Source organism: Bradyrhizobium sp. IC4060 (assembly GCF_020193715.1).
Classification (GTDB): domain Bacteria; phylum Pseudomonadota; class Alphaproteobacteria; order Rhizobiales; family Xanthobacteraceae; genus Bradyrhizobium; species Bradyrhizobium yuanmingense.
On sequence record NZ_JADYVJ010000003.1, the window covers coordinates 44796 to 71633 of the forward strand.

The 26838-nt window shown below is 59.4% G+C and carries 14 protein-coding genes and 4 pseudogenes; 7 read left to right on the top strand and 11 right to left on the bottom strand.

The features are described 5' to 3' along the window. Positions 1-227 precede the first annotated feature (227 nt). The 3 genes and pseudogenes from I6F16_RS12090 to I6F16_RS12100 all read left to right on the top strand — a co-directional run. A pseudogene (locus I6F16_RS12090) lies at positions 228-1091 on the top strand (DDE-type integrase/transposase/recombinase); the annotation flags it as partial. 406 nt (positions 1092-1497) lie between these two features. Beyond that, positions 1498-2001, top strand: a complete 504-nt coding sequence (locus I6F16_RS12095) for a hypothetical protein (RefSeq protein ID WP_225173747.1) — start codon at positions 1498-1500, stop codon at positions 1999-2001. Then, positions 1964-3454 (top strand): CDC27 family protein, encoded by a 1491-nt coding sequence (locus I6F16_RS12100; protein ID WP_225173748.1) that lies wholly within the window; start codon positions 1964-1966, stop codon positions 3452-3454. The genes I6F16_RS12095 and I6F16_RS12100 overlap by 38 nt, the downstream gene beginning before the upstream one ends. Positions 3455-3679: 225 nt before the next feature. On the opposite strand, the gene I6F16_RS12105 is transcribed toward I6F16_RS12100, so the two are convergent. The 6 genes from I6F16_RS12105 to I6F16_RS12130 form a co-directional block, all read right to left on the bottom strand. Next, complete coding sequence (locus I6F16_RS12105) at positions 3680-4405, bottom strand: hypothetical protein (RefSeq protein WP_225173749.1); 726 nt, start codon at positions 4403-4405, stop codon at positions 3680-3682. Between the two features lie 128 nt (positions 4406-4533). Then, positions 4534-7533 carry a DEAD/DEAH box helicase gene (locus I6F16_RS12110; RefSeq protein ID WP_225173750.1) on the bottom strand — a complete coding sequence of 1000 codons (3000 nt, stop codon included), beginning with the start codon at positions 7531-7533 and terminating at the stop codon, positions 4534-4536. 1 nt (position 7534) lies between these two features. Further along, positions 7535-8914 carry an EH signature domain-containing protein gene (locus I6F16_RS12115; protein ID WP_225173751.1) on the bottom strand — a complete coding sequence of 460 codons (1380 nt, stop codon included), beginning with the start codon at positions 8912-8914 and terminating at the stop codon, positions 7535-7537. After that, positions 8905-9846 (bottom strand): OmpA family protein, encoded by a 942-nt coding sequence (locus I6F16_RS12120; RefSeq protein WP_225173752.1) that lies wholly within the window; start codon positions 9844-9846, stop codon positions 8905-8907. The genes I6F16_RS12115 and I6F16_RS12120 overlap by 10 nt, the downstream gene beginning before the upstream one ends. A gap of 6 nt (positions 9847-9852) precedes the next feature. Beyond that, positions 9853-12237: an anti-phage ZorAB system protein ZorA gene (gene zorA / locus I6F16_RS12125; RefSeq protein WP_225173753.1), complete on the bottom strand. Its 2385-nt coding sequence runs from the start codon at positions 12235-12237 to the stop codon at positions 9853-9855. A gap of 598 nt (positions 12238-12835) precedes the next feature. Beyond that, positions 12836-13669, bottom strand: coding sequence for a hypothetical protein (locus I6F16_RS12130; protein WP_225173754.1), 834 nt, complete (start codon positions 13667-13669; stop codon positions 12836-12838). A 519-nt stretch (positions 13670-14188) separates the two neighbouring features. Here I6F16_RS12130 and istA point away from each other — a divergent pair. The 3 pseudogenes from istA to I6F16_RS12145 all read left to right on the top strand — a co-directional run. Next, positions 14189-15687: pseudogene (istA, locus tag I6F16_RS12135) on the top strand (IS21 family transposase). Further along, positions 15687-16402: pseudogene (gene istB / locus I6F16_RS12140) on the top strand (IS21-like element helper ATPase IstB); the annotation flags it as partial. The pseudogenes istA and istB, both read left to right, overlap by 1 nt. Before the next feature lie 151 nt (positions 16403-16553). Next, a pseudogene (locus I6F16_RS12145) lies at positions 16554-16751 on the top strand (site-specific integrase); the annotation flags it as partial. Positions 16752-16753: 2 nt separating this feature from the next. On the opposite strand, the gene I6F16_RS12150 reads toward I6F16_RS12145, so the two are convergent. From I6F16_RS12150 to I6F16_RS12170, 5 genes are all read right to left on the bottom strand, one after another. Beyond that, entirely contained in the window at positions 16754-18529 is a 1776-nt protein-coding gene (locus tag I6F16_RS12150) for an ABC transporter ATP-binding protein (protein ID WP_225173755.1), read from the bottom strand. Then, positions 18530-19393 (bottom strand): ABC transporter permease, encoded by an 864-nt coding sequence (locus I6F16_RS12155; RefSeq protein ID WP_036014795.1) that lies wholly within the window; start codon positions 19391-19393, stop codon positions 18530-18532. After that, positions 19390-20346: an ABC transporter permease gene (locus tag I6F16_RS12160; protein ID WP_225173756.1), complete on the bottom strand. Its 957-nt coding sequence runs from the start codon at positions 20344-20346 to the stop codon at positions 19390-19392. Before I6F16_RS12160 ends, I6F16_RS12155 begins: the two co-directional genes overlap by 4 nt. Before the next feature lie 4 nt (positions 20347-20350). Further along, complete coding sequence (locus tag I6F16_RS12165) at positions 20351-21955, bottom strand: ABC transporter substrate-binding protein (protein WP_225173757.1); 1605 nt, start codon at positions 21953-21955, stop codon at positions 20351-20353. 118 nt (positions 21956-22073) lie between these two features. After that, positions 22074-23414 (bottom strand): NtaA/DmoA family FMN-dependent monooxygenase, encoded by a 1341-nt coding sequence (locus I6F16_RS12170; RefSeq protein WP_225173758.1) that lies wholly within the window; start codon positions 23412-23414, stop codon positions 22074-22076. A gap of 2407 nt (positions 23415-25821) precedes the next feature. Here I6F16_RS12170 and I6F16_RS12175 point away from each other — a divergent pair. Next, complete coding sequence (locus I6F16_RS12175) at positions 25822-26727, top strand: hypothetical protein (protein WP_225173759.1); 906 nt, start codon at positions 25822-25824, stop codon at positions 26725-26727. Positions 26728-26838 lie beyond the last annotated feature (111 nt).

Genomic DNA, 26838 nt, shown 5'->3' on the forward strand with positions numbered 1-26838 from the left:
AGTTACGGGCCTTATTTTTACGTGACCGATAGAGCAACTCCGCGACATGATCTGAGGGATCGCCTTATGATGCGAGGCTTTACCGTTCGGGAATGAGCGCTGACAGGCTTCGAACACCGGGGAAAGCAACTGGAGAGCACCCGCGCCTGCGAGTTTGCTACAATTGACCTACCAATGAATATTTCCTCCAGACGGAGTTGGAGTCCGGCCTAGAGAAGGACGGACGGATGAAGGTGGCAAGGCTCACGGAAGCGCAGATTATGGGTGTGTTGAAGGAGCAGGAGGCCTGCGCAGACAGCCGATCTGGCTCGCAAGCATATCCGAGGCGACGATTTACAAAAGCCAAGTTCGGCGGCATGGAGGTGTCCGGGGCGAAGCGGAAGGCGCTGAGGAGGAGAACGCGAAGCTGAAGAAGCTCTTGGCCGAGCAGATGCTCGATGAGGCTGCGCTACGCGAGCTTGTATCAAAGGATGGTCGGGCCCGCCGCCAAACGCGCTGCGATGGCGCATCTGGAGGACAGGATGGGCCTGTTGGAGCGGCGGGCCTGTTCGATCGTGGGCGCGGACCTGAAGATGATCCACTACTGCTCTCGCCGGCCGCCAGACACCGAGCTTCGCGCCCGGCTACGCGAACTGGCCAACGAACGCCGCCGGTTCGGCTATCGCCGGCTGTTCGTTTTGCTGCGACGGCAGGGCGAGCCCTCAGGGATCAATCGGATCTACCGAGAGGAACGGCTCACTGTCCGCAAGCGTCGGCCGCCGACAAGCGGTAGACACCGGGAGCCACGGTTGAGGCGAAGCCGAACGCACGCTGGTCATTCGACTTCGTCTACGACCAGTTCGCCAACCGACGGCGCTTCCGCCTCCAGCATCTTCGACGACGACGGTAAGGAATGCCTGGGCGCGATCCCGGGCCCGTCGATCTCCGGACGGCGGGTGGCTCGAGAGCTGACGGCGATTGTCGAGCCGCGCGGCAAGCCGGGCTCGATCGTCTTCGACAACGGCACCGAGTTCACCTGCAATGCCATGTTGGTTTGGTGCAAGGACACGGGGATCGACTGGCGCCTCATCGCTCCGGGCAATCCGCAACGGGCAATCGGCTGCGCAACCGACCGGCTCCGCCGATCGCCCATTGCTCCACCTGCGCCAATCGGCGTACAAAACCCTGACTCTAACTGCCGCTGAATGAAAGTTCAGTGGCGGGTCAGCTTGGGGACAATGCCCTCGTAGTTGAGCTTGCTCGCGGGGGCGAACAACGCCTGGCCGCCCCCCGTGATGACCTCTGAAAAGGAGAAGATCCCCGAGATCGCGGTCCTCGATCAGCCGCTTGAGCACGCTCATCTAAGGGTCTCCTACGAGCATCGACGCGTCCAGCTTTCGTAGATGGGCCGACGACGGATTCAACAGAATGCTATCCGCTGAAACAGATGTTCGTCCTTGCCATCCGCTTCTCGCGAAGCCAACCTGCTCAGACGAGCCGCCCGGAGGACCGACGAAGTTGTCAAAAGTTACAAAGCGTCTGAGAGATATCCCGAGAAAACTGCCGGCGGCGGACCAGCTGGCCCGGGCGCTTGATATCTGTTCGGCAGGCACGGTCCCCGAATATGCAGCTTTTCGTCCTTGGCTCGCCAAGAAACTCAAAGGACAATCCGGAAAGGTCCCCGCCTCGGACCCCCTGGGTGCGCGTCAGAGCTTTGCAGCTTCAATCGCATTTGAGTTCGCTCGGCTGAGCGCAATGATGCGTCATGCGAAAGAAACGGACACCCCGCCTGATTTCAGGGATTTCCTTAAATTCAAATTGCTCATGTCCTTCTCAATGCAAAGCAAGCGGGGAGAAGACTTTGTTACTTCCCTATTAACGACCGATAACCTCGAAGACCACGAGATTACGAACAACTTATCATCGGCATCCCCGGCTCAGCTGCGCATTCGGCTGTTTACCGCGATGGATCGGAATCGCGGCCATGACGCCTTCAATTCTCGGTCGCATCGAAGAAGGTGATCTCGAATATGCGTTTCTCAGATCTCTCTGTCACTTCCGCTCAGGACAGTTCGAGGAAGCTATCGAATATTCGAGACGTGTACCCTTGTCTGTACCGGACGGACCGCGTGCTGTCGAGATTCGTGCCAAGAGCCATGCCTATCTCGGCGAAGGCACTGCCGTGAGAGAAGCCATTAGTGCTCTTGCACAGGATGCTATTACTACATGCCAAACTTTGCTTCTGGCCGAGTTAACGGCGTATCATTCAGGAAGACCGCAGGAAGCCGAGGTAGCCGTCGGCGTCCACCCCGTTTTCGGGCACAAGCTGACGATTTCGGATGATGACGCCGGCTTTGGTGAATATCAAAAGTTCCACGTGAGGCTTCTCACCGCCTTCGCAGAGCGATGCGCGGAGATTGAAGAATCTCTATCGATCGAGAACGATGTATCAAAAGTGCCCGCCGACTGGGGCGCTATAATGTCAAGCGATCCAATCCTACAACGCAGTGCCATCGCTGTCGCTCTGGAGCCGCGCCTCGCTGCTGGGCCAAATGCACGCTCGCTGCCAGCGCTGGTGTTGGAATCTCTTTATCCGTCGATAAGCGAAGGCGATCGAGAAGCGCTGCAAGTACTCTTCCAATCGCTTTATCGCCTCGGCGCTTACGATGAATTCATGACTCAGTTCAAGGCGATCTGGTCTGAGCGTATGCGCGATGAAGGTTGGCTCGACCTTCTCGGACTCGGGTATCAGGTCGCAGTCATTCAAAAAGATCCTCTTGCAAGCGAACTCAAAACGGCAATCGATAATCTGGGTGCAAGGGACGTTCAAGCGAACGCAGACGAAATCGCGAACCGTCACTTAGTCGCGTCGCGCCTGACGCCTATGGGGCGGGAAGCGTATCGCCTCGCATGCCTCGCCATCGATGCTGCTGCCAAGCAGGATATGTTATGGCGTGATGCCGGACTGCTCGCTTTGGGTTTTTTCCGCATCATTGAAGTAGAGTTCAACGAGCGTTTTATCCGGCCGGTTGCCAAGTCCATCGCCTTACCCCAATTGGAAGCATTGATCGCAGCGGCATCGATCGAGGCAAAGAAGCCGTGGAAAGAGGCCCTCAAATCATTGAAAAGTGTCATTTCCGATCCTTCGGAGCGGCTGATGCTGGGTCCCCTCAGAAAAATGTGTGACGACTTCGCCCATCCGCCGCCGCAAATCGATGCGAGTCTGCGTGCCTTCATTTACTCGGCTTTCGACGCCCAGTTGACCCCGGCCGGGCGAGCGGCGTTCTATTCCCAACGACTGATCGATACGATTTCCTCCGGCCGAGTTAATAGCTACCGAAATCCGCCGGCGCACGGACGCTTTGTGCGTATGTCGGAGGCCAAGGAATGCCAGCGGCTCGTCAACGACAGCCTGAAAGAATACTTCTCATGGTTCGTGGATTACGCAGTTCACGCCGACGAGGTGATCGAATAACTAGTCTCGCTCTGCGCGGGAGTCACAGTATTGGCCCATCGCTTCCGCTGACGCGGCGCCGCACATATCGATTCGCAGGGACAGACCAAAAGGTTGCAGCCGGCGGTAGACCGACGCTTTTGACAAGGAGCCGGTGCTTCAACGTCGTTTTTGCTTTATAGCAAACGCGTGGCAATCCAAGAAAGCGCACTAAGCTCTAGTGCATTGGTGTTATGCCCTTCAATATCAATCCTCGCCGAGTGAGGATTTCCAGGCAGCGCAAACAACAATCTCCGGACAGAGCACCCTTTCCCCCTCGGTCCTGTGCGTCTGAAGCCCCGCAAGCACTCGCTGCTCCATCTCGTAGGCGCCGAGCGAAGAATGCCATTTCTGCTGCATGACCAAGTTCCACTTTTCGCCGAGAATCTCGTGCGGAACGTGCTTGTTGATGTCCTGAAGCCTTGCGGCGAGGTCCTGCGCGTGGCCTATCTTCCAGAGGTCGCGGCTGCCGAAGCGCATCGCATACGTGTACGCCGCCTCGGCGGCGCTCCTGGACATCTCTCCCAACCAGTCGGATGGGCGAGGGCCGGTGGTCGGCTTCGCAAACGCGGCGGCGAGACCTAGGAGACGCGGTCGATCCTCGGTGTGTGGTAGTACAATCTCGGTTTTTGGCAATGCCAGGGCTGTCGCGGCGTCGTCTGCATCGAGAAGCACGGCGCGCTCCGTTGCCTCGTAGGTAAGCTGCTCCTTCAAAACGTCGATGAGCTTGAGCCGCGGATCGTCGAAGCGCCACGCGCGAAGGATCGGCAGCGCCTTCGGACGGGCGAAAGTTCCGTCAGGATTAAGGTCGTGGGCACGTAACGCGGACCGATCGACGAAATCCTCGGTCGCCACCGGGATGGGCGCGAACTCGACGACACCGAGAAGTCGCCCCCGCTCTCTGACCGGCGTTGGTTCGCCCTGCGTGCCCACGAAGACCAGGAGGTCTCCCGGACCCCAGGAGGATATAAGCGTGTCGCGATTACCATCGATACCGAAGTCGGCTACGGGACACCTGACGGGGTCGAATTCGTAGCACCGCTTTGCGAAGACATGCATGACTAGGCAGGCTGCCTGATGTCGTCGAAGACCTCATCGAGATCGGCGTCGGAGACCGGCGGAGCCAACAGGCCCTTGGACATCTCGCGCTTCTTGGCGAGGAGCCGGTCCAACGACATGTCGAACGACTTGTCTCCCCACTTCGGGTGGCGCGCCAGCGGCACGTGGATGCTCACCGGCTTGGTCTGTCCAATGCGGTAGACGCGATCGTTGCACTGGTCTTCGACGGCCGGGTTCCACCACCGGCTGAGGTGAACTACGTGGTTCGCGGACAGGATCGTCAGGCCGACGCCGGCAGCCTTCGGCGAGAGGATCATCACATCGAACGCCTCTCGTCCCTCCTCGAAATCGTCGACGAAGGCCTGTCTTTTGGCTCCGGGCGTGCCGCCGTTGATGATTATCGGGCGCGGAATGCCCATTTCCGTGGCGATCGCCTCCGCCAGCATGCTCTGCATCGCGCGATGCTCAACGAAGACGAGAGCGCGTTCGCCACGACGCTGAACGTTGCGAAGTATCTCGAAGGTCTTCCCGAGCCTTGCGGACTGGCCTATCCAGGCGAGGCACTCCACCCGTTTCGTCAGGTCGAACTTGCTGGGTTCTCCGGGAAACAGGCTGATTCCTCGCAGCCGCTGGACAGTTTCCAGTATGGCGCCTCGCTTGCGTTCGCCAGGCGCCAACGCCTTCTCGATCACGTCGTCGTAGTGCTTCGCTTGCAGCGCAGGCATCTCGACCGGATATGGGACAACTGTCTTGCTTGGTAGCGAGACCTTCACGTCCTCCTTCATGCGGCGAAGGATGATTGGCGGCGTGTTAGCATTCGGCTTCAGGAGCAGGTCGGACAGCGTGCGGTAGCGGTTGATATCAGCGTCTCGATAGGTTTTAGAAAACCTCTGCAAGTCTCCAAGAAGGCCCGGCGACACTCGGTCCATAATGGACCACAAGTCCTCGATTCGGTTCTCGATCGGAGTGCCGCTCAATCCGAGGACAAAGTCCGCGTCCATGGCTTTCGACGCCCATGTGTTCAGTGTGCCCGGCTCTTTGATCTTCTGAATCTCGTCGAAGACCGCGACGGAGAACCTGATCTTCCCGAACGCCACGTGGTTGTCCGCGAGCGTCTCGTACGTCGTTAGCACCCAGTCATGGTCAGCGATCTTCCGCCAGTCCAACGGCTCGATGTCTGCAGTGGCCGGCTCTGTATTCATGAACTTACGGATACCTGATCCGAAGACGTCTGCCCGGTTAGGCCCGAGGGCGTCCGGGGCAAGATGCAGGCGCGCCTCCTTGATCCAGTTCTGGAGCAGTGCAGTGGGAGCGACTACGAGAATTGGAAGGGACCGGCTGCCCTTTTTGCGCGCTAAGGCTTCGGAGTTCTTGCGTATCCACGCGAGGAAGGCCAGCGACTGGAAGCTCTTTCCAAGCCCCATGTCGTCGGCGAGAAGGACACCTCGCCAGCCGGCAAGCCATGACCGGATCAGCCATTCGAAGCCTTCCGACTGGTGCGGCTTGAATGCATTTCTGCCTAGGCGTTCGGCGGGCGGGGTCGTTGCGACGCCGGCGCGCCGCGGGACCAGCGTGGCTTCGTAGCTGACGTCCTTGAAGTTGGTCTTGATTTGGACGACGAACGGGCCCTTGGGAGCCAGCCGCTCCGATTCGTCCACGCCGTATCGATTTTCCGCGTCGGGCGAGGTCGCCAGAGCGGGCTCAACAACGGCGCTTCCGACCACCTGCCCAAGTATCTCACGGGCCTGCTCCACGCGGATCTCGGTCCCCTTGAAGGCGACCTTGTCCCGCTTCTCCTCGTCGGCCCGACGGCACTCTTCATGCAGCTCCTCGACCTCTTTCCGCGTGATCTCGATATCGGAGTCGCCCAGGCGAACCGGAAAACGTTCGGGCAGCCATTGTGTGGAGGAATTCGACAGCCAGGAAAGCTCCGGCCGCTCCCAAAGCCCGAGCCCGGTCACCCTATCAGAATACTGGCGCGTCTCCACGAACAGCGCGCTGGTGAGGCCGTCGGATGCTCCGAGCCCGAGCCCTTTCGCGATGGCGGCGCGCGGGTTCCTGACGAACTCTCGCTTCTCCGCATCCGGCGCGGCGCGAGCACTCTTGACGACCTTCAACGCGCTCCTCAGATCCGGATCGATCAGCACGTATGTGGTGCGGCGTACCCGATAGGCGCGGCTGACTTCGTGCTCGCCCTCGAAGGCGCGCTGAAACGCAGACTGGTCGGTGGCAGCTAGAAGTCGATTGGCCTCCTCGTCGACCAGTTCGTCGAACGGGTTCTGGTCTGCTTCTCCGTCTGTATCGAGGGCCGGAGCGTTGTCGTCCAGGGATCTAGCCTTGCTTCGGCTCATGAGCACCGGAACAAAGTCTAGCGAGCCCGGCGCGTCCCGAACATCGAGCGAGAATGAGCCGGCCTGAAAGACAGTGAAGCTCTTCGTGAATTCATCGGCTTCCACGGTGGCCGGGTCGACGCGAGCGAGCGCCGCTGTGACGGCCGCCCACTTCTCCACCCTTTGCTCGATTGGCCTCTGCGCAACGGCGTTGAAGGCCTCGGCTGCGACGACGAGCTGGAGGAGCGCTCCTTGAAGAACGCCCGACCTTCCGCCCCATTGCAACAGGATGCCTGTCCGCTGCGGGTCGATGATTAAATAGCTTGTGTCTTTCCAGACGAGGCGGACGGAGGGATTGCTGCTGAGGGTGCCCGTGAACGAGACGTCCACCATGACCGGCGCAGGACCGGGTAGTCCGATCGCGCCGCCAAAGGAGGAGGTGAATTCGGCAGCCGTTTCGTTGGGAATCAGAAGCCTATTTCCATCCCACGTCGCGATCTTGTCTCGCGCGAGGGCGACCAGGCGGCGGGCGATCGGCTGCAAGTGGTCCCCGAGGGATGCCCACGCGTCTTGGCCAAGCTCCTTCGGCGCGCCGATACCGAGAGTTCGTGGTTGGACGAGCCGTACCGCGACATGTTCGTCTTCACACGTGGAAATAAGCTTCGCGCTCATGCTATCTCACCATGTATTCGCTCTGCATGATCCGCGTGTTTGTCAGGGCGAAGATTTCGTCAGCCACCTTGCTCTGCCAGCTATAGCCGCCCGGCGGCACGTGGTTGTATGCGCGCCTGCTCCAGCGGCGATCGGAATTCGGGACCATCACGTCACTGGACATGTAGCTTACGGCGTGGAGTGTCGGCGCGCTCGGATCCTGGGCGTCGTGCCAGATATTGCATCGGCCGTTGTGGCTCCACTCGGCGACCAGCCCGTTGCCTATGCGCAGGAGCAGGCATGAGTGGCCCCGCTCGATCGGCTTGCTGCCACCTCTGCTCCACGTCGAATAAGGAGTTTCGCCATCGAACATCCGACGGGCACGCGCCTCGCCAACCCTGTCGAAGATCACGCACGCGTCGGAGATCAGGTTCCTCTCGTAGACGGCGGTCCAGAAGGCCCTGCGGTATTTCCAGTGCCGTTCCAATGCGATCTCGTCGACGACGTCGAGGAACTGCCGCAGAGACTGCTCGATGAGCCAGCGCTTGACTACATCGGTGCAATTCATCGGCGACCACTTCGCCTGGCGCGTCCTTGGATCGCCAAATTTTCCAAGGAGGAACGCGAGCATGCGGTCGCGGACTGGTTTTTCCGGCATATTGCCCGCGTGAGGCAGGATGAGAGAGTCGGCCACCAGTCCACGATGCCTCTCGAACGGCGCGACGCCCTTTTTCTTGCCGCACCAGAACGACACGGCCTCCAGCCGATGGGCTGGTTGCATTTCGGTGGCTGCGATCTGGCGAAGTCCCGCCGCAAATGCCGCTTCGGCCAAGCCAGACTCCGCCGCCAGGTTTCCGATGCCTTCATTGGACAGGAGTTCGGATGGCGAAAGAAATCGGATGATAGCGGCTGAGGCTATGCGACCCGGGGCCTCGGCGACATCGAAGATGCGCAACGATTGGTGTGCAGCAGACCAGGCGCCGGCGAACTTGGGCGCGAGCCGGGCAAGACATTCGGCCACGGCCTGGAGCGCCTTTGAATCCTCAGGGAACCGTACGGCATAGGCGGCGGCGAGCCTGCGGAAATGCGACTTGCGCGAGAGCGCTTCCACGAGGCGCAGATATCGATCGAGTAGTCCCGGTTCGTCCGCGAACGGACGCACGCCGTCCCAGACACACCACGGTGCGCGGAGCAAGTCCGACGAATTCGGGGGCAATCCCGCGCCGAGCGCACGTCTGACCCGGTCCGCGATCTCATCGAGATCCGGCGGAGATCGAGTTTCCACTGATTCGGTCGGCGGGCGAATGGCGTTTGCCGCGGCCTCGGTGGCGAGCTGCCTAGGAGCATCGAATCGAAAACTGCGAAACGCCCGCAGGTCCTCCAAGGCGGCCTTCAGCGGCATCGAGACGTCCCTTCCTGGTTGAGCCGCGCCATGCGCTCGATCTGCTGCCGAATTTCGTCATTGAGCGTTTTGATCGCGCGAATGTCGTCGATGCCGTATTTAGTCTCGGCGTCCATCACGAACCGGAGATCGATGCGCCGGTTTCTGGCCCAGGAGTCCCTGCCGTCTACTGCTGTGATCGGACGCGTGGACGAGTACCCAGCGACGGAAAGAATCTGCTCGCCGCGGCGGTTCCGGAACTGCCGAAGCTCGGGTTGATCGGCGAGGATTTCGCGATACGTGTTGGTCGCACGTTCCGTCGAGAGTTGCCAATTATTACGATCGCGCTGGACAGGGTCGGCCACTCCCGTGGAGTCGGTATGACCTTCCAGGAAGACCGTCTCAAGAACCGCGCCGCGATGGCCGGAACAATGGTCTGTCGCACCGTTTTGGCAGGCTGAGTAGCGCTGGATAATCGGCTCGAGTACGCGCGCTATCCGCGCAACGTTTTCCCGCGCGGCAGAGTCCAGATCGGACTTATTCGGATCGAATCGGATGGCCCGCTCAGACAACCGAACTACACCATTTTGCTCGTCAATCTCGACTTGCTGGATGCCTTGCGCCTCGAGCTGCGATTTAATGTCAGTGAGCAGTTTCTGGCGCTGGTCGGCCGCGATCTGCAAGGCCTCAATCGGCCCGCGGATCGTCTGCTGGACCGACGCGATCTTCGTGTTGACGTCGGCACTAAGTGCGGCGTTTTCTTTGACGACTGCCTGGAGGCAATTACGGATGCGTTCCGCGTCCTCGTCACCCTTCCTGAAATTGAGCGCGAACATCATCAGCATGATGATGAACAAGAACAGCATGCCGACCATCATATCGGTCATGGAGATGAAGTAGTTCTCGTCCTCCGTTTCGTGGCTCGATTCCGCACTCAGTTCGATCTCGCTCATCGAGGATTACTCCGCGGCCACTCGCTGCGTGATCCTACCCAGAAAGTCCTGTAAGGCCTCCGCGATGTCTGTGGTGTTTGCCTCCAGCGCCGCCGCTGCTCCCGACAGACCGGTTATAGCCCGCCCACAGTTGGTGTCGATCTGACCGACGAAGTCCTTGATGGACTCCTGGTACCTGTTCGACTCCTCGATGATCGCAGCGACCGCTGCTGCCAAAGACGCGTCGACGCGTTCGAATTTGGTGGAATACTCGCTCCAGAGCTTCTGGAGGGCCTGGTGTTGAACGATGAGCGTTTCTGCGAGCTGCCGCGCGGCGCCTTGACTTTCGTGCAGCTCGACGACGGAGGCGCGTAGCGACTGCGACATCTCTTGGGCTGATGTTGCGATCTGCGACGAGGCATGCACAAGCGGCTGGGTCGCCGCCCCAACCGCCTCCGCGGCCTTTCCAAACGAGAGGGCGACGCTCTCCGAGCGTTCAGTGCTCTGGCGGACGCTTTCCGCCTGGCGGCCCATGGCGGCTTCCGCTTCCTTAAACGTGGTGGACAGTCGCTCCACGTCAGAGCGCATGGTCGAGAGGACTTCTCCAAGCCCCGTGCGCAGCGCCTCGGCCGTCTGCGAGGCGGCTTTGGAAGCCGCCTCCACAACGCCATCGAGGGCCGCGCGCGAGCGATCCACGGAGGCGTTCGCCTCCGACGCCGCCATCTCGGTGACCTTGCGCAAGTGCGCCTGGAGCACGTCCATCTGTTCCTGCGATCGCTGGCGCATTGCCTCTTCGGCCGTACGGAAGCCCTCTGCCGCGCGAGCAACTTCGGCTCGAACCCCGTCGAGCATCTCGCCGATGCCCGAGCGAATGGCCCCAGCGCCCTCCTCCGAAGCCTTCGCCGTCGCGTTCGCCAGCTTCTCGATCACCTCACGAGATCGGGCGGCAGCCTCCGCGGACTCGCGCGTCATCACCTCCTGGAGCCCCGACATGGCCTGCGTGAAGCCATCCATCTGATTGCCGACCTTCGCCAGCACGTCCCGCAGACCTTCCTCCATGATTCCTGTGGCACTTCTCGACGCAGCTTCTGTACTGGCCTGAACTAGATGCCGGGCTTCCTGAGCAGCCGACGTGAGGGTCTGGACCGCGTGTTCGACCGCCTCCTTTCCACCGGCGCTAGATTGTGAAAGCTTCTCGGTAGCGTCTGAGACCAGACGCGCGAAGTTGTCGGTCGCGCTTTCGATCTTTGCCGCGAACGCGTCTCCTGTCGAAGCCAGCTTCTCCTGCATGGCTCGAATAACTTCGCCACTGTTGGCGAGGACTGTCGATATCTCGCGCAACTCCCGCCCCGCACTGCCCTGAACCACTTCGCTGAATTGCTCCAACAGCCCTTCAGTGCCTGTCTTGCTCGCGTTCTCCATCTGAGTGGCCGTTGCCTCGAGCGTTCGCGAGAGTGGCTCGACGGCTTCAGCGACCGCCGTTCCGATCGTTGGAGCGATCGCCGCACCCAACTTCTGGAAGTACTGATCCGTATTCATCTCGCGAAGCTGGAGCAGCTGCTGCTGGCCGAGATCCAAGTTTTTGATCGCCAGCGCCTGGGCCGAAACGGCGGATGTGCGCGCCTCCAGCACCCGACAGAACCGCTCAAACCCCATGTCAATGAGGATGCCGTATGACCGAAAGAAAATGCTCAGTACGATGGATGAGAAAAGCCCTGCAATGGACGTAGAGAACTTGAAGGTCGCTGCGTTCAGAAGCTCGCGCAAGGACTGCGTCATGTCGTTTGCGGAGGCGCCTGTGCCGTGGGAAGCCTTCGAGAGAGCGATTACCAAACCGACGAAAGTGAGGAGCAGACCGAGCCCGACGAAGTAGCCTGGAATGCTTGGCATGAGGCGCAGACTGAACATGTGCTCGCGCGCCAGGCCGGAATTGAAGAAGTTCTGGGGACGGACCGTCGCGAATCGAATGACCCGACCATTCACTTTCTCGCTGACGTGGGTCTTTGAATAGGCGAACCAGGCAGTGCCGACGAGCGGATCGATCGCAAGCGACTGGTTCAGCGCGTCGTAGTTAGCCTCGAATTCCTTCTGGTCCTTCAGCTTCTCCACCTTGCGACGGGCGCGCCACAGGAGGAACCGGACGGGAAATACATCGCCCAGAAGTAGTGCGAAGGCAATGGCGACAGCACAGCGCACAATCTCCGAGGCGAGCGCGTAGGCAAACTCGGGCCGGCTTACGTTATCGATGTTGCTTCGAGCGACTTCCTGGAAAATCTCGCGAACCAAACTAGAATTTGCATGCTCCACGATGAGCGGCACATGAGCTGACATCGCGTAGAAGGCAACAAAGACGCCGACGAGAATGGGCGCTCTGATCAGCGGTGACCAAAACAATCTTGCAGTCGAGATCAAGAATAACGCCCCCGAACTTATTCCGGATAGAGAGGAACCGCCCCCGGTCCGATCGCCCCTGCAGCCTTCAGCTCATCGATTCTTGAAGAATAGTCTTCCGCGCTCGGTGAGCTTAGGCTGGCCACCAATAACAGAACATTTCAAGAACCGCTTCGATCGGGCCATCTTCTAAGCGGTTCTAATAGCTGCGTGTGCCGCTGCAAATAACAACTTACGTGGTTTCCTAAGCTTATGGGCAAAAAAATCACTCATGCTGTCCACCAAGGATCGCGCTTGTGTGTGGCGCGTAGCTGGCACCACATAGTGCCCGCGCTAGGTCCGCATTTGCTCGAATGGAGAAATGCCCCATCCGTGATTCTACGGGGGTTCGGACGCGACGAACCGGCGCCTAATGCGTAACTTTCCGCCCCAAGGCGCGCCCACTCAAGAGTGCCACACAAAACAGTTCGTCGGATCAAAAACTTCAATAGAGCAGGCAAAGCAGATTGCCGTCTCAGTTCAATCCTTTCCGGCAGCATTCACCCTCCGGCAAAAGTCGCGTCCGAGTTGGGCAAAAGATAAGAGGCGCGACCTAAGTAGCAGCGTCGCGCCTCTATCCTCATGTGTATTCCGAGGCGGTATCGTGGGTTCGCCAGTTCATCGACTCATCGATCCGGCGTTGCACCAGGGTGGCTAGCGCTTCGGGATCATGACCGCTGCCGTTGATATGAATAGCTACCGGTCCCATCGACCGAACGTCTCCCGCACCGACACCAATACCAGGCGATGAAGGAGTGGGAACGTTCTGGATCACGCTCGCAGGCGGCACTTGGGAGGTGACGCCCTGAGGCACGTTGACGCCAGAACCTGCGCTGCCGCGTCGAACCATGAGATTATGATCAGCATCGATCCAGTGCTCCCGCACCGAGTCGTTATCGTTGCCGGCAAGCATCTTTACTTGGAGACGACCATTGTGCATGCGCGTCTCACCCGTCGCTAGGCCAACGTGACCTCCGGTTTGCATGTAGCCTTTGCCGCCAGTTTGAAGCAGAACGTCACTCCGCATGACTTTCGCCGGATCAATGGCACTCCCATAGCGCTGAAACGAATTCGCAACTGCGCTACCGGTACCCTTGCCTCCGGCGGCCTCGATCGCCTTGTTGACGAAGCGAGCGCACCAGGCGTTGCTTCTGCCGCGAACATCACCGCCAAGAGCCGCCGCCAACACTCGGTTGTCGGTGTACTCGTTCATGCCCTTGTACTTCTCAGCCCAGGCGACAGCGTCGCCCGTACCCGCAAATCCAGCGCCAGCACCAAGTGCATTCATCTGCTTACGGACGCCCGCAGCCCAACCGCCGTTCAATCCACTTGGATCATTCGCGGCGCCGGGTGGAGCATAAGTGCTACCCATCTTGTCGAGATCGGCACCGGCTCGTCGGTAGTTCTTCGCCACGACTGACCAGTCTTGCTGATCCCCGCGTCGAGATCGGCAAACCGCATCTTGCGAGCCATGCCGGTTGCCGGGTCCATGATGCCACCTGGGTTGTTGCCCGAAAGCACGACGCCGTTACCCGTTTCATGTGCGATGATGCCGGCCAGCAACGCGGATGGAATACCGTTCGTCCTGGCGGCGGCGACGATTTTGTCATACTTGCCAGCGGGGCGGTGCCGGCGAAGGCGGACCGGCTGATATCGTCAGCACCTCCGCTGAAGGACGGAATTTTGTCGCGCCTGATGATGCTGTCGGAATTGAACGAGGGGAGCGCTTGACCTGGGATGCTCTTCATCAAGCCAGGTACGCCGTCAAAGAAGTTGCGTCCGCTAGTCTGTCTCGCACCGCGCCCCGAACCACCCATAGTGTCATTCGGCCTGCAATATTGACCCCCTAAGCCGGGGGATCGGCGTCCAAAATTGCCCCCCTGTAGATTGGTCTGTTGCGCTGCCTGCTTTGGAATGAAGCAGGTGGTCGGGGATGCTGGTCGTGGAGACGATTGCGCGGATTCGGCGCGAGCACTTCATCAAGGGCAAGACGATCAAGGAGATCGCCCGCGACCTGAAGGTGTCGCGGAACACGGTCCGCAAGGTGCTGAGGTCCGGAGAGACGTCCTTCGAGTACGAGCGGCAGGTGCAGCCACGACCAAAGCTGGGGCGGTGGGCATCGGAGCTCGATAGGCGCTGGCGGCGAACGCGACCAAACCGGCTCGTGAACAGCTGACGCTGATCCGGATCTTCGAAGAGCTGCGCGGGGGCAGCTACGACGGCGGTTACGATGCCGTGCGGCGTTACGCCAGGCGGTGGAGCAAAGAACGCGGGCAATCGACCGCGGCCGCTTATGTCCCGTTGAGCTTTGCCCCCGGCGAAGCCTACCAGTTCGACTGGAGCCACGAGGTGGTCTTGCTGAGCGGCACCACGGTGATGGTGAAGGTCGCCCATGTCCGGCTCTGTCACAGCCGCATGCTGTTCGTGCGGGCCTATCCGCGGGAGACGCAGGAGATGGTGTTCGACGCCCACGACCGGGCGTTCGCCCTGTTCAAAGGCACCTGCACCCGCGGCATCTACGACAACATGAAGACCGCCGTTGAGACGATCTTCGTCGGTAAAGGGCGTCTCTACAATCGCCGCTTCCTGCAGATGTGCAGCCACTATCTGGTCGATCCGGTCGCCTGCACGCCAGCGTCGGGCTGGGAGAAGGGGCAGGTCGAGAACCAGGTAGGGCTGGTCCGGGAGCGCTTCTTCACCCCGCGGCTGCGGTTCAAGAATCTCGACGAGTTAAACGCCTCGCTGCTCGACAAATGCATCGCCTACGCGAAGGCGCATCGCCACCCGGAGCTGGTCGATCAGACGATCTGGGAGGTGTTCGAAGCCGAACGTCCCAAACTCATTCCCTATGCCGGGCGCTTCGACGGCTTCCATGCGGTAACGGCGTCGGTCTCGAAGACCTGCCTGGTGCGCTTCGACAACAACAAGTACTCGGTCGCAGCCAGCGCAGTCGGACGGCCGGTCGAAGTTCAAGCCTATGCCGATCGCATCGTGATCCGTCAGGATGGACGTATCGTTGCCGAGCACCCGCGATCCTTTGTCCGCGGCGATACCGTCTACGACCCCTGGCATTATGTGCCGGTGCTCGCCCGCAAACCCGGCGCCCTGCGCAACGGTGCTCCCTTCAAAGACTGGGTGCTGCCAGCCGCGATCGAGCGGATTCGGCGCAAGCTTGCCAACACCGACGATGGCAATCGGCAGATGGTCGACATCCTCAACGCGGTGCTGACTGACGGTCTGTCCGCGGTGGAAGCGGCCTGTGCCGAAGCGCTCGGTCATGGCGTCCATTCCGCCGATGTCGTGCTCAACATCCTGGCCCGTCAACGTGAACCCGCCCCACCGGCCAACATCATGACGCCGGCCGCACTGACGCTCCGTCATGCACCGATCGCCGATTGTGCCCGCTACGACAACCTCCGGAGGACCATCTGATGGAACGAACTCAAATCTTCGACCTCATGGGCGAACTCAAGCTCTACGGTATGAAGGCTGCGAGATCATGGCAACTGCCGTCAAGCGCCAGCACGAACCCCAGCGCATTGTCGGCCACCTGCTCAACGCCGAGATCAACGAGAAGCAGGCCCGCTCCATCAAATACCAGCTCACAATTGCCAAGCTGCCGCTTGCCAAGGACATCGCCGACTTCCAGTTCGATGGCACGCCGATCAACCAAACGCTGGTCAATGATCTCGCTGGCGGCGGCTTCATCGCCCAACAACGCAACGTCGTGCTGGTTGGCGGCACCGGCACAGGCAAGACCCACCTGGCCATTGCCATCGCCAGAAGCTGCATCCGATCTGGTGCCCGCGGCCGCTTCTTCAACGTCGTCGACCTCGTCAATCGCCTCGAGACCGAGACCCGCAACGGACGGCAAGGACGGCTCGCCGAGCATCTGACCCGGATGGACTTCATCGTGCTGGATGAACTCGGCTATTTGCCCTTCGCCCAGTCCGGTGGCCAGCTTCTCTTCCACCTCGTCAGTCGGCTCTATGAGCGCGCCTCCGTCATCGTGACCACCAATCTCGCCTTCGGCGAATGGCCGAGCGTGTTCGGCGACGCCAAAATGACCACCGCGCTGCTCGATCGATTGACCCATCACTGCGACATCGTCGAGACCGGCAACGATAGCTGGCGGTTCAAAAGCCGAGACGACGATCACGCCACCCGCGCTCGTCTCGCCTCCGCTATCCCGGCCAGCTCCGACGAGACGAGCGCTACCAGCAAAGCCCGCCGCGCAGTCAAAATTGGACGCCGATGAGGGGTCAAATTTGAACGCCGATTGACACACCGTCGAAAATGTAACGCCCCACACGCTCCGCCACACGGCGGCGACGTGGTTGATCCACCAGGGTGTCGATCTATGGACGGCGGCCGGCTATCTGGGCATGACGTTCGAGGTGTTGGAACGGGTATACGGCCATCACCATCCAGACCATCTGGCGGACGCGGTACGGGGTATCACAGCCAAGCGGCCCATGAAAAAAGCCGTGGTCTGATATCAATCTTGGGCTATTTCTTGGGCTTGAAAAAAGTGCAAAACGCTAAGTATCTGAAAGTCTTGGTCGGAGTGGCAGGATTCGAACCTGCGACCCCTGCGTCCAACACGCGCAAGGCGCGGCATGGCCGCGATAAGGCTCTTGGTATAATCAGACTGTGGATTACGAAAAATCTCTTCAGTGGTGCCGCTATCGACGATTCTCCCCCGGCGCATAACTATGACGCGGTCGCTGATATGACGAACAACACTGAGATCATGCGAGATGAAGAGATAACTTACGCCGAGGCGGTCCTTCAGATCGCCGAGCAGGTCCAAGACCTGCGCCTGGATTGAGACATCGAGCGCCGAAACGGGTTCATCGCAGACGATAACGGCAGGATTTGGTGCAATCGCGCGGGCTATCGCAACGCGCTGGCGCTGGCCGCCCGAGAGATCGAGCGGCCGTCGGTCCAGCAAGGCCTCGGATAGTCCGACCATATCGAGCAGCTCAATAACGCGCTCCTGCCGCTGCCGTTTCTCGACGTCGCCCGAAAGACTATCGGATATGATGCGTCCGACCGTCCATCGTGGATCAAACGAGCTAAGAGGATCTTGGTAGATGATCGATATCGCCCGCCGCCGAGCCCGCCGTTCGCGTTCCGCGAGCGTGGTCCAAGGCCGGCCTGCAAACTGAACGACTCCATCGTCAGGCTTGTCGAGCGCCATGACCATGCGCGCGATCGTCGATTTTCCTGATCCGGACTCACCGACGATGCCCAAAGTCTCTCCGGATCGCAGTTCGAAGGAGACGCCGTCCACAGCCGCCCGTGAGGTGCCATCCGGGCCCTCAAAGCGCTTCACCAGACCTGTCGCTTCGAGCAGGATGGAACGAGCTGGCGGCAACGATTGCACGGGCGGCTGTGTTTGCCGGCCAGGCAAACGCAGAATAGTCGATGGTGAGAGACGTGAGCCGCGCGGCCGGCCTGATGGCACAGCGTCCAGCAGCTGACGAGTATAGGGGTGTCGCGGATCTTTGAATATCTGGACGGCGGGGCCGCGTTCGACGACCTCGCCTCCTCGCATGACGAGGATCTCGTCGGCCACGCGGGAGACCACTGCCAGATCGTGACTGATCAGGATCAGCGCCTTGCCCCTGGCTTTGGTTTCCTGGAGGAGTGCCAGCACATGAGCTTGCGCCATCACGTCGAGAGCGGTAGTCGGCTCGTCAGCGATAAGGATGCGTGGATCGAGTGCAAGTGCCGCCGCGATGAGAGCTCGTTGACGCTGACCGCCGGATAATTGATGCGGCAGCTGCTCGGCCTTCGTCTCCGGCTCAGGGACACCGACGAGCTTAAGGAGAGCAATGACCCGCTGCGCGAGCTCCTCGCGGGATGATACCGCACCGTGGAGGAGTAAGCCTTCGCCAACCTCTTTGCCGATCGGACGAAGCGGATCAAGCGAGACGAGTGCATCCTGTAATACAAAGCCAATCTTGTTGCCGCGGATGCGCCGCCAGGCACGATCGTTAAGGCCGATCAGGTCCGTCCCCTCGAAGCTCAGCTGGCGTGCATGAACATCGGCGTGGCGACCAGCGAGGCCTATGAGAGCCCGCGCACTTACGCTCTTGCCCGAGCCGGATTCACCGACGATCGCAAGACATTGTCCCGGCCGCAGGGAGAAGGATATACTGCGCACAGCGGCTTTCCGGGCGATGCCGCGCCCGAAAGAAACACGCAGCGAATCGACCGTGAGGAGGTCTGCCTGCTGCAAGAGAGGCTGGGGGCGGGCCTGGGACATTCACGTTTTTCCTTCCAGACGGTCCTGTAGATGGCGCCCGACGATGGTGACGCTGAGAGCAAACGCCGTCACTGCCAAACCGGGTATGATCTCCAGCCACCAGGCGTAGATCACATAGTTGCGCCCGGCATTGAGCAGCGCGCCCCATTCAGGGGCCGGGGGAGCGACGCCAAGGCCTAGAAAAGCAAGACCCGAGGCCCATATAATCGCCTGGCCTACGCCGATCGTCATCATTGCCGTCAGCGGGTTCATGGCGTTCGGAAGAATATGCCTCCAGACAATACGGGGAAATGGATGACCCAGAACCTTGGCGGCCTCCACATACCCTGTCCCTTTGATGGCAAGCATCTGGCCCCTGATCATGCGCGCATAGCCTGGCGCTGTGCCGATTCCGACAGCTATGACCTCAGTCAATACGGACGGGCCAAAAACGGTCACGAACACAAGGGCGAGCAAGAGCGTGGGAATCGCAAAGAGCACGTCGACAATCCGGCTGAGGATGCTATCGACTATGCCACCAGAAAGCGCTGCGGCGACGCCGATAACGATCGCAATGAACATGCTCAGCGCCGTTGCGCCAAGTCCGATGGCGAGGGATTGGCCCGTCCCCTCGACTATTCGAGAGTAAAGATCTCGCCCCAATTGATCAGTTCCGAGCCAATGAATGATCGACGGAGACTGCAATGACGATCTCAAGTCAATAGCGAGCGGATCGTGCGTCTGCAGTACCTTTGGGGCCATAGCCGCGAAGGCAAAGAGGCCAATTATGATAAGAGAGACGGCAACCCGGAAGGGAACATGGCGCGTGATCGCCAGGACTTCTTTGAGCGAACGAGATATAGTGACTTCGGCCAACATGCTCATGTCAACTTGATCCTCGGATCAACCAGCCGGTAAGTCAGATCGACGATCAAATTGGCAACAACGAATACGCCCGCAGAGATCAAAACAGCTCCCGAGACAATCGGAACGTCTCTCGAGGACGTTGCAGCGACGAGGACTCCACCTAGGCCTTGACGGGCGAAAACCACCTCGATCAAAATCGCGCCCGAAAGAAGTTTGCCGAGCGCCCAGCCTGACAAAGTAATCCCGGGCAATGCGGCGTGGCGGAGGACATGGCGAAGCCTGACGCCAAAATCACTCATGCCTCGGGCGCGCGCGGACGTGACGAAGGGCTGCTCGAGCACGCGCGTGAACTCGTTCTGAACGACTTGTCCGAAAAAGCCCGACAGTTCAAGAGCCAACGCAAGTGTCGGGAGAATGAGCCCGACCGGGGAATTTCCACCGATGACCGGAAGAATGCGCAGCTTTACCGCAAAAACAACCAGCAAAATTGTGGCCAGCCAGTAAGGCGGCACTGTTGCCAAAAAGACTTGCGTGTCGTTGAGCAGCTTCGACCATATGTTGTCTCTGCCGGCGATGAACAAGGTTGTCAGGATGGCGATAATCCATGCGAACAGCAACGCGGCGATGGCCAGAATAATCGTAGGCCCAATCTGCTCCGCGATGATCCCTGCGACAGGGCGATGCTGCTGGTAGGATTCACCAAGATCTCCATGCAGGATTCCCAGCATGTATTTTCCGTATTGAACCATGAGCGGTTGATCAAAGCCGTATTTCGCATTGATCGCCGCGAGTTCTGCCGCGGACGCCGGCCCGACGTTGCCACTTGTCACATTAATGATGATCTGGGCGCGATCGCCAGGCAGCACACACTGAATTAAGAACGCAAACGTTGCGGCAGCCCACACCACCACTACGCCGGACAATATCCGGCGCGTGAACCAAACAATGGGATGATGGGTTGCTATCTTCATGGCATCATTTCTTGTCGTCAAAATGGGCATCATAGAAGACAGGTTCGCCAACTGACCCACGGTCCAGCCAGACGTCTTTCAGGGTCGGCTTGGTCGCCAAAGTTACGTCCAGCACAGTAAGGCCAATAACGGGTGCCTCATCCACGATCTTCCGTTCCGCCTGCTGATAAAGGGCGGTACGTTCAGCTCCATTGAAATTCTGTTCCGCCTTTTGAATGATGTCCCAAAGCATCAGATCCTGGTAGCGTGAGGGATTAAAGCGATTGGGCTCGCCATTCTGATCGGGCTTCCACGAGATCCGGAATATCTCAGCGCCGGGGGCAACCCAATAGAGGAGAACGACCTCATAATCATCGGGGCCGAGGTTTTTCCCGGCGAAGAAGTCAGCCGGATTGGTGGGTTGAAGACGTACGTCAAAACCGGCCGCCCTCGCCTGCTGCTGGACAACTTGCAAGGCTTGCTCGCCATCCGGCTTCAGAAAAGCGTACGAATAGGAAATGCGCACGATGAGCGGACTACCGTTCTTGACACGAACGCCCGTAGGATTGCGCTCAGTCCAACCCGCCTGATCAAGCAACTGATTGGCCTTGCGAATATCGTACCCATAGGACTGCCCGAGTTCAGGCAGGTATTCCGGCGAGCTCTGACTTAGCGCACCGTTGCCTTCGAACGGTAAAGAGCCGAGGAAGGATGTGTCGACCGCGGCCTTTCGGTCAGTAGAATAGGCAAAGGCCTTGCGGACGAGCACGTCGTCAAATGGGGGCCGGGCCGTATACAATGCGAGGCGCAGGGGGGTGCCCCCCGTCAGGTGCCGTAATACTGGAAAGCGGGAGTTGGTGTCCTTCCATGCGACAGCCGGAATATCGTATATGGCATCGGTCTCCCCCGCGATCAGCGAGCCGTATCGGACAGTCTGATCGGGCAGAAACTTCCAACTGATCCCGTCAACGTAAGCCGGCCCCTGATGTCTGGCGGTGGCCGGCGCCGAATTGTAGTCGGGATTGCGGCGGAAGATGACTTCTCGCCCATGGTGCCACTTGTCGACAATGAATGGACCTGAACCGACGGGATTCTCGCAATTGACCGCAAGTCCACGTTTGAGTGCCGATGGCGAGAGAATGCCTTGTGAGGATTGGGCGAAGACGTTCAGCAAGGGCTGGAACGGCACCTTCAATTTTACCTGCAACCTCAGAGGAGCAATTGCCCTTGCCGATTCGAAGCTGTCGCCGAGATAAGGAGCGGCAGTCGGATTGCGAAGATCGGGGTCATTGCTGAGCCAACCATTGATATTGTCAGCGATGGCCTGCGCATCGAGGGCAGTCCCGTCGGTAAACTTTACATTCGGTTTTATCTCGAATGTGTACACCTTTTTGTCGTCGGAGATGGTCCAAGACTCGGCCAGCCATGGCAAAATCTTGCCGTCCTCGTTGCGCGCAACCAGATTATCGCTGTACTGGCGTTGCAGATACCATTGTTGGACCCATCCTCCGAACAGGCGGGCAGGCTCTTGAAAATGCCCATAGCGAATAACGCCTCCTCGCTTTACGCTGCCGGCTAAGCCTTCCTGCGCATGAACGCTGGGCGCCAATTGGGACAGGCCGAAGAGCATGACAAGGGTAGCCGCCAGTGTTCTTGCTCGAGGGTTGAACTTGTCAGTGAAGCGCCTCGCTGACCGCGCATTCGATAAATGCATATCCGAGCTCCAGAGATTTGGTGTTGAGGAAGCGTCAGAGCGGTGAGCTAGCTGTGGCTCGTGCCGGCTCGAACGGAGTAGAAATGCCGAAATGCTCTCGCAATGTCTGTCCCAGATATTCTTTGCGAAACAGCCCGCGCTTCCGCAGGATGGGAACCACATTGTCGACAAACGCTGAAGTGCCATCGGTGAGAACATCCGGAATAATGTTGAAACCATCGACCGCGCCGGCGCGGAACCATGCCTCAATCGAATCCGCGATCTGCTCGGGTGTACCCACAAGCAAGCGGTGGCCAAAAGCTTGAACGCTGCTGATGATCTCGCGAACCGTCCGACCTTGACGCGCCAGAGCTTCAATCGTGCGATGGTGACCGACAGAAAACGGAACATGATCTGCATCAGGCAGAATCTCCTCCGGGATTGGCCTTTCGAGGCTGAGCTTCTCGACCGCCACACCCATGCTTCTTGCAAGGGCGCCAATGGCGCGCTCCAGATCGAGCAGCCCATCAAGCTTTTCTTTGCGACGAGCCGCTTCTTCCTCGGTGCCCCCGATACAGGTGACAAGGCCCGGCAGGATGAGCGGAGCCGCAGGGCGGCCGAATTGCCGAGAGAGCGCACGCAGGCGCTCTGCCTCCCGCAGAGCCGTCGTCAAGTCCCCGGCGGCCGCAAACACGACATCTGCACTGCGGGCACCAAGCCGTAGTCCGGGATCCGAACCGCCCGCCTGAACGATGACTGGGTGACCTTGGGGCGAAGCGGGATGCGTCAGTGGGCCTCGGATGCCGAAACTATTGGTATCGGGATCGAGCAGGCGGAATTGACTCTGATCTGCGTAAACTCCCGCAGCCTGATCGGCGATGACCACCTCGCCGCTCCAGCTCAGCCAGAGAGCACGGACCGTTTCAACGAAGTCCTCGGCCCGTCTGTAGCGATCCGCTCGCCCGACTTCTCGACCGCCAAAGTTCGCTACCGTCGCCGGGCTCGACGTCGTGACTGCGTTCCAGGCAACGCGGCCACGGCTGATGACATCGAGCGATTGGAAACGCCGAGCGAGATTGTATGGTTCATTGTAGGTCGTCGACGCTGTCGCGATCAGGCCAATCCGCTGCGTTTCGCGTGCAATCACCGCAAGAACTAGGGTGGGTTCGAGCCCATTCAGCGGTGGCTGGTGCGTAATGTCGAAACTTATCGCAGGAGTATCGGCGAGGAATACAGCATCCAGCAGACCACGCTCCGCAACCTTCGCAGCCCGGACGTAGTGCTCGATATCGAAAAAGGCGCTTGGATTTGTGCCCGGCCAGCGCCACGCGGCGGAATGGCCACCAGCGCCATGAAGATTTAGGCCAAGATGAAGCATGGAGTTAACCGAAGACATCACAGCCCCGAATGCGGCCTCGGAGCCACTTGGTGGGCCCTTGAGGACAAGTCAATCTCGGCGACCGCCCCGCCCTTTCGCGCAAGCTCACGCTGGATGTGCGCCGGGCAACAGATTTGAGGCATGGATACAAACCGTCGGCTGATGCTAGAGGACTCTCACCGAAGAAGATTCGGCTACGTGCTGTGATGTTCTGCGCGCGGGCGCAGCTCAAAAGAGCTTCAACCACGGTAGTTGCCGATTGACGCCGTCCTGACAGCCAGTTTCCAGCGGCTAGATGATCCCACACGAGTACACTCACATCGGAGCTCCAGAATTCATCAGCAAGCCAGCTGCTCCTCAGTAAGGTGTTCTGATGCCCATTCGCGATCGGACGTTTTGGACTCGCGATCGGGCGAGCAAGGATCGACTAGAGGATCTTTAGAGGTCGAGACCACGCAAACGCAATAGTTGAGTATTTCAATCTACTATCGTCTGTTGGCATCCCCTTCTATTGCGACGTCTATCTGTCCATCGCTTAGCCCAAATGGTCTCTGATCAGGCTCCCCGAACATGCGCTACGTGATTGCAGCGACTTTAATTGGCAGCGCCCGGCTCAAAGCGAAGGACATGAATTGATGCGCTCGAGAACACACGACAGATTTGGCGAGACATTGTTGATCGCATGCTGCCCCGTTGCAAAGCGACATCCGATCAATAAGGCCGGCCCAAGCCAACCATCTAATATTGCGATGAAACATTCTAGATTATAGATGCCTCGGTAAGGCAATGCTTGGGTGCTGAGCTTTGTTCTGCACCACCGTGGCGCCCGCTGCATTCGAAGATCCTGCGGATCTTCGCTTGATTGTCTTGCAGGCGCCGCATGTTCTCGCTTTTTCTATCGGTATGATGACCGACCGCGACTTTGCAAGAATGCCCGTCCTCGAGGCCCCCTTCGTGAGCGCGCTCGCTATGTGCACCGGACTCAGTCACTTTTGACGACAGGCTGCCGTGGAGCGTCAAACATCGGGAGCATCAACGTTCACGAAATCACTCAGTTGGGGTATCGCAGTCCGTCTCTTACCGGTAGGTGAGGTGGGGCGCGCCTGTCGTGATGACTCGCGCGCGATCAGCTTCATCAATGCCAGTTCGATCCGTGCTAGCCTCGAGGTCTGCGGCCATCTCCGGCGAGAAAGATCAGGGACGACACGCTCCGCGCCAGCATGGTGCACGACCGCAGCCCCGGCGTTCCGACCTAAGTCATCTCCGTCCTGCCGTTAGCAACAGGAGTGCAGCCCGCGAGCGCCAAGAGCTGCTTCCTTCGGCCATCCCGGCTGGTCGTTTTGGATCGACCCAGGAAGACTGATGCTATCAATTTTCATGCGTCGGTGCCTGGGATCTATCGCTACTTTGACCGGAAACGCGCCTGGGCTCGGAGATGGGAAGGAGGGGCCGATACGACGGAGCGCGGAAATTGCCCTGCGCCTACAGGTCACACCAAAGGCTTGTGCGGCGATATGTTCGTAAGGCGCGACCAACGTTGTCGTGCATTGTGTGGCGCATCGGCTGCAAACGTCAACGCCCCGTTTTTCTTTTCCGAACTGAGGCGCCCGTGCGCCATTCTTTGCCGCCGCGGGTTCTATGCGCCCGAATCGTTTGTGGCCCAGCCAAGTCTGGTTGGCAGTTCAACGTTTCGCGGCCGTACAGCCTTTTAATGTTGAGTTTGGCCACTACCCGTGTGTTGCGGATGCCTGGATCGGAGTCGCACGCCCGGCTCTTTTTTTTTGCGACCAGCGCCCGGCGCACCCACGCGAGGCCTCGCATCAGCAGTCCTAACAGAGGACAATGAGCTTCACGCCACCCCGGCCCGGACACAAGCCTGACGGCTGCGGCCAGACTCAGCTGTTCGGATCCAGCTAGCATCTTGACGAGCATTTCAAGGAGATCCACTCGGAGCCGATGCAAGCTGGCCCAGGCATACTTCTCCACGCCGCTCAAGCTCACCGATAGCAGCGCTTCCGCCGCGCTGCTTCTCCCCGGACCTTCACACGGCCCTGCCGTGGAGCGGATAGTGACGATGGCCGTATCTCACAAACTCTGCTCCGCAATGAACAACAGCTCGCGGGGGTAGTCGGAAAGGACCCCGCGTTTTCTTCAAGCAATGAGTCTGGTCAGCTGTTCGACAGCTAAGCCTTCTAGCATGGCAGCATCTTTATCCGGACAGCAGGCCGACTTGATGGCCCAAACTCTGGAACAGAAGAATGACTTGGATCGGCAGTCAGTCCGACCCGTACGCCCTCAACACACCGATCGGTTCGAGAACCGGAGCCGGTGCGCTTTTATCGACATTGCGGGCGTCTCGGTTCTGATCCTTATCGGATCAACTTCGTACGAATGATAGTGACAAGGCTACCAAAGGGAGACCGACATGGACCCATTTGAGGACGTCAACCGATCCGAGGCTCGGACGAATTACCTCGAGCCGCAACAAGAAGAGACAGCGCAAGCAGACTTTGAGCAGCGGCTTAGAGAGTCTCAGCCAATCCTCGCAGCATTGGCTTCACCCGGGGCTGGATCGAGCCGGACGGTAACGGACGGAAACAAGAGAGCGCGAGCTATCCCGGAGAATGAAAGGTGCACGGCTGCATCCTTTGTCAGAACACGCGCTCAACTTGCCGCAACGCTGGCGTGCGCTAACATTGCGGAACTCAGAAGAGAAATCGAACTCGCTGCGCAAAGATCAGCAAGATGGTCACGAGCGAGTGGATCAGTCGACCGCGTCGATAGTGGCCGCGTTTACGACGACGTGGTGGGATCGTCATACGTGGAGCTGGAGCGCTTTCAAAACCACGCCAGCCATTGCAAGCCACATGCGTTGGACCGCCAAAGCGCGATGGCCCATTTGCGTTCCATGGCCGCTTTGCGTTACGAGGCCGCCCCCTGGAATAGCTGGGGAGGCCAACGACTTGATCTGGGTCGCGCAGCGGCAGAGCACATGAGAGGAGATACCAGTTCTTCGCCTTTTGTGTCGTTGTCCGAGGAGGCCTCACAACTGCTCCTTTCGCCGGACGATGACAACGAGTATGGCGCCAAAGCAATTGCGGAAAACGCGAATGAGTTGCACACCTACACGGTGCCGAGGGTCACAACTTGGACGGCGGAAGACATCGTCAGTATTCTCGAGGACGGGACTGAGAATGATGAACCCGCTCTGGCATGGGTGAGTGATACCCCAACTGAGGAGCGTGAGGTACTATTTCTGGGCGGGAACCTAGATGACTATCGAACCGCTAGCGCATCTAATCCATACAAAAAGTCAGGAACAAACGACTGAGTGGTACAGGCGTCGGAAAGGGTGATTTGCATTTTCCGACGCTCGGAAAACTCAAAGGTAGCGTTTCACGCTACGAATGATACTCCGGTCCAACTGCGCCGCGGACTGGCC